We start from the raw sequence: 11404 nt of genomic DNA on the forward strand, positions 1-11404 counted from the left end.
GCCATGACGACGCGACTGCCTTTGCCGCCCTCGGTCTATGCCGACACCGCCGTCGCACCGGTGGCCACGCCGCCACTCGACGTCGACAAGATCGTTCCCGTCGCAATCGTCGGCGGCGGCTACACCGGCCTCTCGACCGCGTTGCATCTGGCCGAGCAGGGCGTCGAGGCGCTGGTGCTGGAGGCGCAGGAGCCGGGCTGGGGCGCGTCCGGCAACAATGGCGGCCACACCAATCCCGGGCTCAAGCACGATCCCGATCAGATCGAGGCGGATTTCGGCACCGAGCTCGGCCGCCGCATGATCGCATTCTCCTACGGCACCACGAATTTCACCCATGATCTGATCCGCCGCTACCAGATTCCCTGCGAGGCGCGGCAGAACGGTACACTCCGCGCGGCCTACAATGAAGCCAGCGCCGCCGCGATCGAGAAGACTGCGCAGCAATGCATCCGCCGCGGCATGCCGGTGACTTATCTGAATCGCGAGCAGCTGCGCGAGATGACCGGCACCGACCGCTACATCGGCGCCATGCTGGATACCCGCGGCGGTGACCTGCATCCCCTCAGCTACGCCCGCGGCCTTGCGCGCGCCGCGATTTCGGCGGGCGCGAAGGTCTTTGGCGAGACGCCGGCATTGTCACTGCGCCGCGAGGGCTCGCGCTTGCGCATCGAGACGCCGCGCGCCGTCGTTCATACCGACAAGGTCCTGCTCGCGACCAACGGTTTCACCGACGATCTCTGGCCAGCGCTCCGCCGCACCATCGTGCCGGTATTCTCCTCGATCGCCGCCACCGCGCCGCTCTCGGATGCGGTCGCCCGTTCGATCATGCCGACGCGCCCCGTGCTCTACGAGAGCGGCCATATCACCGTCTATTACCGCATCGATCAGCAGAATCGCCTGTTGATGGGCGGGCGCGGCCCGATGCGCTGGATCAAATCGCCTACCGACGTCGCCTATCTCATGCGCTACGCGGAGCGGCTATGGCCGCAGCTGAAGGGTGTCGGCTGGACGCACGGCTGGAACAGCCGGCTCGCCATCACCGCGGATCATTATCCGCATGTGCATGAGCCCGCGGAGAACATCCTGATCTCGCTCGGCTGCAACGGGCGCGGCGTCGCGCTGTCGACCGCGATGGGCGCGCAGCTCGCCCGCCGGCTGATCGGCGGCGCAAAGGCCGAGATCGACATGCCGGTCACCGGCATCAAGCCGATCCCGATGCATGCGTTCTGGCCGGTCGGGGTGACGACCGCCGTGATCGCGGGCCGCGTGCGCGACCGGCTCGGCATGTGAGAAAGGCGCCGCCCGGTTTCAGGCGACGCCTTACATCAACGCAGACGTAGGGTCAGCAGCGGCCCTGCTTCCAGAGGCCGGGCGGGCAGCCGTGACCGCGCCAGCCGACCTTGCGTCCATGGTGCCATCCGTGCGGCGCCCCATGGTAATGGCCGAACTTGTGGCCGTGACCATGACTCTTATGTCCATGGCCATGGCCGCCGCCATGTCCGCCCTTGGCGAGTGCAGGGCCTGTCATTGTTAAGCCAGCCGCAATGATCAGCGACGCGGCGAGCGCAAATTTCTTCATCGTGTCCTCCGGAGGTGAGCGCACTTGTCCGCTCAATGAACGAACTGTGGGTGCGTAAGTTCCCTGCGAATGTGGAGGAGTCGTGACGCTCACGCAGATGCGTAGTCGTGCGAGCGCTCAACGCGCGTTAGCATCATCTCGCATCGATGCGTCCGCTCAGCCTTCCGCGACCGCGTCGGCCCAGGGCTGGAAGATCTCGACCGCGCCGAAATTCGTATCGCCCTCGCGCATCACCACGCTCGGGCAGGCGAATTTCTGCGGCAATGCCTGCACGCGGCTTTCTTCGTAGTCGAAGCGCGCCGCCAGCGTTTTGCGCACGTTCTCCGGCAGGCGTGCATCGCCGATCACGACTGCGCCCTCGCTGGCGTCGATGCGCGGCTGATGGATGGCGGCATCGAGATCCATGCCGAAATCCATCGCAAAGGAGACGAGCTGCATCACGGAGGGCAGGATGCGGCGTCCGCCGGATGCGCCGACGGCGAGGCGCTTGCCGTCCTTCGTTTCGGCGATGACGGGCGTGTAATTGCAAAGGCAGCGCTTGCCTGGCGCGAGCGAGTTGGTAGTGCCAGGCGTCGGGTCGAACCACATGATGCCGTTGTTCATGGTGATGCCGGTGTGCGGCGTCACATATCTCGAGCCGAAGGACGACAGCAGCGTCTGCGTCACCGCGGCCATGTTGCCGTGACGATCGACCACCGAGAAATGCGTGGTGCAGGCGGGCGCCAGATATTCGGCGCCGAGCGAGCGCTTGCCGTCGGCATCGCCCATGTCCTTGAGCCGCTCGCGGAAGGCGGCCTGCAGGGCGAGCGCATATTCGACATAGGCGCCGGCATCCGGTGTGCCCGCCGGCGTCAGGCTCTGCTGCAACAGGCGCAGCGCATGCGCCATGGTCGGTCCCGCCGTGAGCTCGGGCGTCGCGAACACCTTGCCGCCGCGATAGGGGATCGCCAGCGGCGCGCGCGGATGGGCGCGGAATGCCGCGAGGTCCTCCACCGACAGCGAGCCGCCGTCGGCCTTGATGTCGGAAGCAATGCTCCTGCCGAGATCGCCCTGGTAGAAATCGCGCGGACCGGCCTCGGCGAGATGCGACAGCGTCGCCTTCAGGCCATCCTGCGGCAGCCGCGTCTCGGCCTTGATGCCCCATGGCGCGCTCGGCGGCAGGCCATCCTTCAAATAGGCGGCCGCGCTTGCGGGATAGCGCCTGAGATCGGCGGCCGAGCCCGAGATCGTCACCGTGGTCCACCAATCGACCAGCAGGCCTTCGCCGGCGAGCTTCGCTCCCGGCGCAACCAGATCCTTCCACGGCATCTTGGCATAGCGGCGATGCGCCTCTTCCATTCCGGCGACGACGCCGGGCACCGCGATCGAGCCGGGGCCATGGACGTTGCGATCGTCCTTCACCCGCGGCCAGGGGAAGAGATCGGAGGCGGCGCCTTCGCCGCTGAGCGGATAGTCGGCGGCGCGCAGGCTCTGCGGCGCGCACATGCCGTAGTCGATCACCTCATAGCTATTTTCCTTGGCGCGGTAGAGCACCATCGCGCCGCCGCCGCCGATGCCGCTATTCCAGGGCTCCAGCACGTTCAGCGCCATGGTGGTCGCCACGATCGCGTCCACGCAGTCGCCGCCCGCGGCCAGCACCTCCGCCCCGACTTCAGCGGCCCGCCGCGATTGCGAGGCGACGATGCCGCCCTTGGATGTGACGGCGGGTTTGCGGACGGTTTGGTTGAGGCTGAACTGGTGAGGCATGATGTCGTCTTGATGCTCGTCGATGGCTTCGCTGCGTTGAATTCGAGGCTCCGCGATTGGCGAAGCCGGCGGACAATGGCACATTGCCGCCAACGAGAACATCGCAAGGGAGGCGCGACATGGCTGGTGTGAAACAGGCGCGGGATGGCGCAGTCGGGATCCTGACGCTCGACGAGCCGGCGAGCCTGAATGCGATGACGCCGGACCTGCTCGGCGCATTGGCCACCGCCGTCGCCGAGATGACGCGGGACGAAGACATCCGTGCGCTGATCCTCACCGGCGCCGGGCGCGGATTTTGCTCAGGACAGAATTTGAAGGCATCCGAAGCGCTCGGCGAGGACATCGCGGCGGGCGTGATGCGGTTCTACTGGCCGGCCTTCAAGGCGTTGCGCGAGTGTCGTGTGCCCGTGGTCGTCGCCGTCAACGGCGTGGCGGCCGGCGGCGGCTTCAGCCTCGCCATGGCCGGCGACATCATTGTCGCGGCGCGGTCGGCGAGCTTCATCCAGGTGTTCAGCCGCATCGCGCTGGTGCCCGATCTCGGCTCGACCTGGCTGCTGCCGCGCCTGATCGGCCGCCAGCGCGCGCTCGAACTGATGCTGCTGAACGAGCCGCTGACCGCCGAGCACGCCCATGAGATCGGCCTGGTGCGGCAGGTTGTCGACGATGCCAGGCTGATGGAGGAGGCGCTCGCCCTCGCGCGTCGCCTCGCCGACGGCCCGACGCGCGCTTTAGTCGCAACCCGCGCGCTGGTCGAGGAGAGCGAGCACGCCACCTACGAGGCCCAGTTCCGCCGCGAGATCGAGCTCCAGGCCACCATCCGCAAGAGCAACGACGCCATCGAGGGCCGCAATGCCTTCGTCGAGAAGCGCAAGGCGAGGTTCACGGGCAAGTGAGGGAAACGCCTCCGTCGTCATGCCCGGGCCTGACCCGGGCATCCACGTCTTTGCATCCCAGAACGTGGATGGCCGGGACAAGCCCGGCCATGACGAAAGATAGCGATATGTGAGACTGCGCCGAAATTAGTTTCTGAGCGAGCGGTCGAGCCGGCTGGCCTGGTACTTGGCACGCCATTTCGGGCCGGGTCCGCGCATATAGTGAAGCTCTGGCCGGTACGGATTGCCTGCGACCCTCATCAGGGTCTGCCATTTGCCGGCGACGAAGCTGAGGGGCTGGCGGAGCAGGGTCAGGGACGCGAGCAGCATGGCATCACCTCAATGCGGCTTGCCGAGCATGGCTGTGAAGGGGAGATCGAAAAGATCCTCGCCGTCGGAACCGCTGACATGGATCACCCAGTCGCGCCAATCCTCACTGCTCGGGGTCAGGATCATGGAGCGCATGATCTGGGCGGCGCGGTCGCGGGCCTCGGTGAGGTTGGAGACCGCGGTGCCGTAGCGATCGATCAGCGTGCCCTCGGTATTGGAGCAGTGGAAGTAGACCTGGACCATGTACGCCTCCTGTAGGGAGCGGCGGGGATGGCAAACTGATACCACCCGGGGCATTCGCGAAACATTCGGGCCGAACCCGGTAAGGGAATTTACGGAGATTGGTCGGTGCCAACGCCGTTTCAGGTTTGATCACAGGCGGGTGAGCATCAACTGGACGGCGCTCCGGCGGCATGGAACAAGTTTACCGGGAATCCGGGGAAGCTGCCGTGAACTACCTTACATTCCGGCGTGAACGCAGACGCTTCTGCTTGCTTGCGGCTGTCGTTGCCGGGGCGCTGCTCGGCGTCGTACCGGGAGCGTCGTCCGAAGCGGTGAAGAAGAGCGGTTATGCGATCGGCATGGAGACCTGCGGCAGCGGCGATCGCGCCTTTCCGAGACTCCAGATCGACATGAAGGCGGGATTCTGCGCCGGCCTCGTTGCCAGTGAGGAGGACCGCCTCAAATTCCCGCGCGCGATCGTCCAACTGCCCGGCCGCGACCTGTTCGTGGTGGCCGACATGGGTGGCTGGAGCCGCACCGATGGACGGCTGCTGCTGCTCGATCCGCACGCGCCCCAGGGCCAGCGCCTCAAGGAGCTATTGACCGGGATCGAATACCCGTTCGGCCTGGCGATCGCTCCCGACCGGAGGCTCTATGCCTCGACCGCCGAGACGATCTTCCGCTTCGACCCGCTCGCCGACAATCCGCGCGGCACGGTCGAGACCATCATCCGTCACATGCCGGGCCGTCGGATCGCTCTGCCCGACGGTACGAGAATCGAAGAGAGCGCGCATCCGCTCAAGCCGTTCGCCTTTGACAGGAACGGGCGACTGTTCGTCAATATCGGCTCACATGATGATGATTGCGTCAGGGCTGCAGCGATGACCAAGCCTTGCGCGGCCGCCGAAGGCGCCTCCGCAATGGCATCGATCTGGCTGTACACGCCGCCTGCGGGCGGCGTCTTCCCGGCGCTGAAGCCTGGCGATCCCGATCCGCCGCACAGCGTCTATGCGCGCGGCCTGCGCAACTCGATGGCCCTGGTGTTGCATCCGAACTTTCCCGATGCCGGCTACGCCTTCCTGCAAGCCGAGAATAGCCGCGACTTGCCCGACATTTTCAAGCCGAACGAGGAGATCAACGCGATCGAGCAGGGCAGGCATTATGGCTGGCCTTATTGCTACGATGTGTCGACGCCGAGCCCGGAATTCAGGAGCGTGCTGCAATCGGGGCCGTACAAATCGCTGTGCACCGCCAACGCGGTGTATAAGCGGCCGCTTTCTCTGATGCCGCCGCACGGCGCGCCGCTCGCCATGCTCTATTATCACGGCACGAAATCTCCGGAGCTGGACGGCAAGCTGCTGGTCGGACTGCACGGCTATCGCCCGACGGGCAGCCGCGTCCTGATCTATGACGTCGACGAGCGCGGCTTCCCCAAGCCTGTGCCGGCGCCGGTGCATTACCATGTCAGCTGCGCCGCAGACCCGACCCGCAGCTTTCAGACCGACGCCGGCGAAGTCGCCGCCGCGCCGTTCGAGGAGCTGATCTCGGGCTGGCACCGCGTCAACGGCGCGCGGCCGCAGGGCGCGCCGGTCGGCATGACGGTGGCGGAAGACGGCGCGATCTGGCTGGTCGAGGACAAGAACAAGACCGTGATCCGGATCGATCGCGTCGCGGGCGATGCGCCGGCGCCGCTCCCCTGCGATACGCGCAGCTCGGCGATGATCGATCGGCTCGCGGCCTTCGTCGCGAGAGATGCACAGAACAGCGCCCGCCTCACCACGCTGCGCAAGGGCCTCGTCGAGAAGCATTGCGCCGGCTGCCACTCCGATTTCGGCCTCAAGCCGGGCCAATCCGAGGCGGAGAAGGACGGCGCGGTGCTTCGTTTCATGCTGTCGCAGGACGGCTGGATCTATCCCGGGGATCCTGACGCCGGCAAGCTGCGCACGCGGCTGCGCGGTCTCGGCGCCGAGAAGCTGATGCCGCCGGGCGGCGAGAATCTGTCGAAGACCGAGCCGGGCTACACGCGGCTGCTCGACACCGCGGACCTGCTCGTTGCGAAAATGGTCCCGGGCACGCGCATGCGGATCAAGCCCGGCCCGCCCCAGCGCAAGTTCTTTGGCCGGACCAACAGGGAATGCGGCGAAATACCGGCCGCCAAGGTCGTGGTCGTGACACAAAGGAGCGCTGTAGACAAACCCGGCTTCAGCCGATTCTTCCGGCCGGCCGATCCTTACCTGAACGGCGAGTGCACCGACGACGATGGCTATTACATCCGGCAGGAATTTCTGGTGCCTGTGCAGTAGCATCCTGCTCGTCGCGACGGTGCCGGCCGCTGCCGCGACCAAGCTGTTCGAAAGCGTGCAGGTGACGCAAGCGGGCGAATATACTTTCGGCATCGAAGGGCCCGCCGCCGATCTCGACGGCAACCTGTTCGTGGTCAATTTCGGCAAGCCGGGCACCATCGGCCGGCTGCCGGCCGGCGGCACGGCGTCGGAGCCGTTCACGGTGCTGCCCGAAGGCAGCGTCGGCAATGCCATCCGCTTCGACCGCAACGGCACCATGTTCATTGCCGACTACAAGAAGCACAACATCTTCGCGATCCCGAAGGGCACGGCCGTGCCGGCGGTGTGGTTTCATTCCGACGAGATGAACCAGCCCAACGACATCACGATCGCACGCGATGGAACGATCTATGCGAGCGATCCCAATTGGAAAGGCCGGGAAGGCTTCATCTGGCGCATTGCGAAGGGCACCGACGGCAAGGTGCAAGGGCAGGTGATGTCTTCCCCGCGCGCGATGGGCACCACCAACGGGATCGATCTCAGCCCGGACGGCAAGACGCTCTATGTCGGCGAATCCAGCAGCGGCCAGATCTGGTCCTATGGCATCCGCGGCAACGAGCTCGTGGACGCCAAGCTCGTCAAATCGTTCCAGCCTGATACCGTCGACGGTCTGCGCACCGACGTCACCGGCCGGCTCTATGTCGCGCGCATTCTCAAGGGTGCGATCGCACTGATGAAGCCCAACGGCGTGGTCGAGCGCGAGATCGGGCTGAAGGCCAAGGAGCCGACCAATCTCGCCTTCGGCGGCAGCGACGGCAAGACCGTGTTCGTCACGCAGCGCCAGGGCGGCTTTATTGAGTCCTTCCGCACCGACCAGCCCGGCCGCGAGCACTGCCTCCAGCGCGGCCGCTGCTAAACACGATCTGCTTTAGGCGCAGAGCCGCGCGACAGGTGCGGCATTCTTCTTGCTTGCATCTGGCCGCCGCGGGGACCAAGACATCCGTGGCACGTCAACAAGGATGCGACCACGGAGTGTTGGAGTGAAAGCCGTCCATACCGAGCTGCACCGCAGCCATGATCCGCAATTCTTTCTCGTTCGCGGTGTCGTCAAGCGCACCACCGAGCAGCCCGAGCGCGCCGACCGCCTGCTCAAGGGGTTGAAGGACGGCAAGCATCAGCTGGTCGAGCCGACGACGTTCGGGCAGGGTCCCCGCGCGCGGATTCACAGCCCGGAATATCTGTCGTTCCTGAGCGAGGCCTGGGAGGCTTGGACCGCGCTCGGCGATTCCGGCCCGGAGATGATCGGCAACATCCACCCGGTGCGTCACGCTGCGACCTATCCCACCCACATCGTCGGCAAGCTCGGCTGGCACACCGCCGACACCGCGGCGCCGATCGGGCCCGGCACCTGGGCCGCCGCCTGTGCCGCGACGGACGTCGCAGTCACCGCGGCGCAGATGGTGATGGACGGCGAGGATGCGACCTACGCGCTCTGTCGTCCACCCGGCCATCACGCCTATCGCGACATGGCCGGCGGCTTCTGTTTCCTCAACAACAGCGCGATCGCGGCAGCGCATCTGCGGCAGAAGCACGAGCGCGTCGTCATCCTCGACGTCGACGTCCATCACGGCAACGGCACGCAGGGGATTTTCTATGAGCGGCCGGACGTCTACACGATCTCGATCCACGCCGATCCGGTCGCGTATTATCCCTATGTGTGGGGCTATTCCCATGAGCGTGGCGAGGGGGCCGGCCTCGGCGCCAATCTCAACATTCCGCTTGCCATCGGCACCGGCGATGACGGCTACATGCAGGCGCTGGACGTCGCGCGCAGGGCGATCGAGTCGTTCGCGCCGGGCGCGCTCGTCATCGCGCTCGGCTTGGACGCCTCCGAGCACGATCCGCTGAAGGGATTGGCCGTCACCACGCCCGGCTTCCGCCGCATCGGCCAGGCCATCGCGAAGATGGGCCTGCCGACCGTGTTCGTGCAGGAGGGCGGCTATCTCTCGGATATCCTGGGCGCAAACCTGACCTCGGTGCTGGCAGGGTTCGGAGAGGCGCGGTGATTTTCGTTGTCCTGACCGTGCTGCATCCACCTCGTCATTGCAAGGAGCCCTTGCGACGAAGCAATCCAGACTGATGCCGGGGGAAAGACTCGGGATTGCTTCGCGGAGCCTGTCATCGGGCCGCGCTACGCGCGGGCCCGTTGGCTCGCAATGACGGGGAACAGTCAGAACATCCCGCTCGCCGCCAGTGCCTTGCGCACGTGCTTCATCTCGGGCTCGTCGGCGACCATGTCGAGCATAACAGTGGTCAGGCCCTTCGCCGCAAAATCTCTCAGCTTCGCCCCGATGTCGGCATAGCTGCCGACGAGGTAGGGGCAGTCGGCCTGGAAGGTCAGGAACGGCAGGAGCCAGTAGCCATTGTCCGCAAGCTCGGCGTTCTGGCCGGCATAGAGGTGCCGCTTCCAGACCGAATCGGTGTTCTCCATTGTGAGCACGAGCAACTCGCGATCATCAGGATTGTCGCGGAAGCGCATCTTCGCGGCCTGCCGCGCTTCGTCGCGCCCCTCGCGGGCAAAGATCCCGAAATTCATGCCGGGCGCCGCGAGGCCGCGATCGAGGTCGGGCGGCAGCATCTGCATCTTGATGCAGCCGGTGTCCCGTGCCACGCGCTGCGCCGCGTCCGACCGGCCCGCGATCAGGAATTCCGGCATCAGCTCCGGCGGCAGGCGCGGTCGCAATTGCAGATGTCTGGCGTGATAGAAGCGCCCCCGGAAGTTCACCGGCCGCGGGCTTGCGAGCAACTCGCGCATCAGCGTGACGAATTCGCCGAGCCGGACGTAGCGGTCGGCATGCGCGGCGTCATCACCCAGCCCCTGCAAGTCGCTAACCGCGGTGCCCGTGATCATGTTGAGATAGACCTTGCGGCCGTAGAGCTGCGCGAAGGACGAGACGAACTTCGCCGCCGTGAACGGATGCATATAGACCGGATTGACCGCAATCAGCGGCGAAGATCGCGCCGTCTCCGCGATGATGTGCTGGGCCATCGCCCAGGGCTCGACGAACACGTCGTTGCCTTCGAACAGCAGAATGCCTTCGAAGCCGTTCTGGTCGGCGAAGCGGGCCACCCGCATCAACTCGCCGACATATGCCTTGGGATCGCGGTTGCGTGAAATCGCCGGAAAGACGCGCAGCCGCGGAGCCGTCATTCAGCCGCTTCCCGGAGCGGCCAGGCGTTGCGGCTGATGGGAAGGCCGCCGGCCGCACGGGAGCCGTCGGCGATCGCGAGGCGGTGCGAGGGCGATGGCGAGCACAGCGAGAAGCGCCATCCATGGGGGTCGTCGACGATGTCGGGCTTGAAGCTGATCTCGATCGCCTCGTGCGACACCTGCATGGCGAAGGCATCGAGCGGCAGGTTGAGCCCGAAGCCCCTGGCCTTCAGATAGGCCTCCTTGAGCGTCCAATAGTCGAAGAAGCGCTCGATCGCGGCCGGTTCGGGCAGTCCGCGCAAGACTTCGACCTCTTCCGGGGCGAAGAAGCGAAGCGCCGTGGACAGCGGCGCGACGCGCCGGGACACGGTTTCGACGTCGACGCCGACGGCCTCATGCCGCGACACGACACAGGCGACGCAGCCGTCGGCATGCGACAGGCTGAAATGCAGTGCGGCCGACGTCTTGGGCGCTGCGACAAACGGCCGCCCGTAACGGCCGGCACCAAAGGACCAGTCGGAGGGGGCAACGTTGGAGGCGACCTGCGACAGCGCCATGCGCAGCATGGCATGCGCGAAGATATACTGCCGTCGATGCCGCTCGAACATGAAACGGTCGGCCTTGGCTCGTTCGTCGACCGAAAGCAGGCGCCGGCACGCATCGACCGCGCCTGGCGCGTCGATGGTTTCGATCAGTCCAACGAATAGTTCAATTCTGTCGTCTGCCATCAAATAGGCCTTTGGCGTCGGGCGAGGCCAAACCCTGTCCCGACGGAAGAATCAACGGAGCAAGAAGCAACCTGGGCGGACCGCTCCTAGCGGTACACCCGGGCAATTTCTTGTCGATTTGCAGGCCGGTTTACAGGCGCAAGCTTGTGCGAGACCCCAACGCGACGCACAAGCGGCCCAACTTCGAAAGCCCAAACTCTGAAGATCGTACGGCGTCCCCGCCGACGACGCTTACTTCTTCTTCTTCTTTGCTTTCTTCGACCCGCCCAGCAACGAAAGGCTGGCGTCGACGTCCTTCAGCGCGGACTGGAGCTTCTTCTTCTCGGCGGTGAGCAGCTTCTGAAGGGCCTTGCGATCCTTGTCGCTCAACGTGGTGCCCTTGGCAAATTTGATGAAACCCATAACACTCCCCGGTTCAAATGATCGTCCAAAAT

General features: G+C 65.6%; 12 protein-coding genes. 5 read left to right on the plus strand and 7 right to left on the minus strand.

Translation table 11 applies throughout. The features are described 5' to 3' along the window. Positions 1-3: 3 nt before the first annotated feature. Positions 4-1290, plus strand: a complete 1287-nt coding sequence (locus tag BCCGELA001_RS07855; protein WP_060735000.1) for an NAD(P)/FAD-dependent oxidoreductase — start codon at positions 4-6, stop codon at positions 1288-1290. A gap of 52 nt (positions 1291-1342) precedes the next feature. Here BCCGELA001_RS07855 and BCCGELA001_RS35790 read toward each other — a convergent pair whose 3' ends face one another. Continuing rightward, a complete protein-coding gene (locus BCCGELA001_RS35790) occupies positions 1343-1579 on the minus strand; it encodes a hypothetical protein (RefSeq protein ID WP_082813666.1) in 237 nt (78 codons plus the stop codon). A gap of 156 nt (positions 1580-1735) precedes the next feature. Next, on the minus strand, positions 1736-3325 hold the full coding sequence (locus BCCGELA001_RS07860; RefSeq protein ID WP_060737549.1) for a gamma-glutamyltransferase family protein: 1590 nt from the start codon (positions 3323-3325) through the stop codon (positions 1736-1738). A 119-nt stretch (positions 3326-3444) separates the two neighbouring features. On the opposite strand from BCCGELA001_RS07860, the gene BCCGELA001_RS07865 reads away from it, so the two are divergent. Next, positions 3445-4218, plus strand: a complete 774-nt coding sequence (locus BCCGELA001_RS07865) for an enoyl-CoA hydratase-related protein (protein ID WP_060735001.1) — start codon at positions 3445-3447, stop codon at positions 4216-4218. A 126-nt stretch (positions 4219-4344) separates the two neighbouring features. Here the strand turns inward: BCCGELA001_RS07865 and BCCGELA001_RS07870 are convergent, their stop codons facing one another. Both BCCGELA001_RS07870 and BCCGELA001_RS07875 read right to left on the minus strand, forming a co-directional pair. After that, complete coding sequence (locus tag BCCGELA001_RS07870; protein WP_008561895.1) at positions 4345-4527, minus strand: hypothetical protein; 183 nt, start codon at positions 4525-4527, stop codon at positions 4345-4347. 9 nt (positions 4528-4536) lie between these two features. After that, positions 4537-4770 carry a DUF6894 family protein gene (locus tag BCCGELA001_RS07875; RefSeq protein WP_008561893.1) on the minus strand — a complete coding sequence of 78 codons (234 nt, stop codon included), beginning with the start codon at positions 4768-4770 and terminating at the stop codon, positions 4537-4539. 206 nt (positions 4771-4976) lie between these two features. Between BCCGELA001_RS07875 and BCCGELA001_RS07880 the strand changes: the two genes are divergently transcribed. From BCCGELA001_RS07880 to BCCGELA001_RS07890, 3 genes are all read left to right on the plus strand, one after another. Continuing rightward, entirely contained in the window at positions 4977-7052 is a 2076-nt protein-coding gene (locus BCCGELA001_RS07880) for a PQQ-dependent sugar dehydrogenase (protein ID WP_060735002.1), read from the plus strand. Further along, positions 7009-7947 (plus strand): SMP-30/gluconolactonase/LRE family protein, encoded by a 939-nt coding sequence (locus BCCGELA001_RS07885; protein WP_060735003.1) that lies wholly within the window; start codon positions 7009-7011, stop codon positions 7945-7947. Before BCCGELA001_RS07880 ends, BCCGELA001_RS07885 begins: the two co-directional genes overlap by 44 nt. Before the next feature lie 124 nt (positions 7948-8071). Beyond that, on the plus strand, positions 8072-9097 hold the full coding sequence (locus tag BCCGELA001_RS07890) for a histone deacetylase family protein (protein ID WP_008561886.1): 1026 nt from the start codon (positions 8072-8074) through the stop codon (positions 9095-9097). 164 nt (positions 9098-9261) lie between these two features. Here BCCGELA001_RS07890 and BCCGELA001_RS07895 read toward each other — a convergent pair whose 3' ends face one another. From BCCGELA001_RS07895 to BCCGELA001_RS38280, 3 genes are all read right to left on the minus strand, one after another. Continuing rightward, complete coding sequence (locus BCCGELA001_RS07895) at positions 9262-10242, minus strand: LLM class flavin-dependent oxidoreductase (RefSeq protein ID WP_060735004.1); 981 nt, start codon at positions 10240-10242, stop codon at positions 9262-9264. Continuing rightward, positions 10239-10970 carry a 4'-phosphopantetheinyl transferase family protein gene (locus tag BCCGELA001_RS07900; protein ID WP_008561871.1) on the minus strand — a complete coding sequence of 244 codons (732 nt, stop codon included), beginning with the start codon at positions 10968-10970 and terminating at the stop codon, positions 10239-10241. Before BCCGELA001_RS07900 ends, BCCGELA001_RS07895 begins: the two co-directional genes overlap by 4 nt. A 231-nt stretch (positions 10971-11201) precedes the next feature. Beyond that, positions 11202-11372, minus strand: coding sequence for a hypothetical protein (locus BCCGELA001_RS38280; protein ID WP_008561869.1), 171 nt, complete (start codon positions 11370-11372; stop codon positions 11202-11204). Between the last annotated feature and the right edge of the window lie 32 nt (positions 11373-11404).

Source organism: Bradyrhizobium sp. CCGE-LA001, assembly GCF_000296215.2.
In the GTDB taxonomy this organism is placed as follows: domain Bacteria; phylum Pseudomonadota; class Alphaproteobacteria; order Rhizobiales; family Xanthobacteraceae; genus Bradyrhizobium.

Coding starts and splice junctions, on each gene's coding strand:
- BCCGELA001_RS07855 (WP_060735000.1), top strand. CDS start 4: ATGACGACGCGACTGCCTTTGCCGCCCTCGGTCTATGCCGACACCGCC.
- BCCGELA001_RS35790 (WP_082813666.1), bottom strand. CDS start 1,579: ATGAAGAAATTTGCGCTCGCCGCGTCGCTGATCATTGCGGCTGGCTTA.
- BCCGELA001_RS07860 (WP_060737549.1), bottom strand. CDS start 3,325: ATGCCTCACCAGTTCAGCCTCAACCAAACCGTCCGCAAACCCGCCGTC.
- BCCGELA001_RS07865 (WP_060735001.1), top strand. CDS start 3,445: ATGGCTGGTGTGAAACAGGCGCGGGATGGCGCAGTCGGGATCCTGACG.
- BCCGELA001_RS07870 (WP_008561895.1), bottom strand. CDS start 4,527: ATGCTGCTCGCGTCCCTGACCCTGCTCCGCCAGCCCCTCAGCTTCGTC.
- BCCGELA001_RS07875 (WP_008561893.1), bottom strand. CDS start 4,770: ATGGTCCAGGTCTACTTCCACTGCTCCAATACCGAGGGCACGCTGATC.
- BCCGELA001_RS07885 (WP_060735003.1), top strand. CDS start 7,009: ATGGCTATTACATCCGGCAGGAATTTCTGGTGCCTGTGCAGTAGCATC.
- BCCGELA001_RS07895 (WP_060735004.1), bottom strand. CDS start 10,242: ATGACGGCTCCGCGGCTGCGCGTCTTTCCGGCGATTTCACGCAACCGC.
- BCCGELA001_RS07900 (WP_008561871.1), bottom strand. CDS start 10,970: ATGGCAGACGACAGAATTGAACTATTCGTTGGACTGATCGAAACCATC.
- BCCGELA001_RS38280 (WP_008561869.1), bottom strand. CDS start 11,372: ATGGGTTTCATCAAATTTGCCAAGGGCACCACGTTGAGCGACAAGGAT.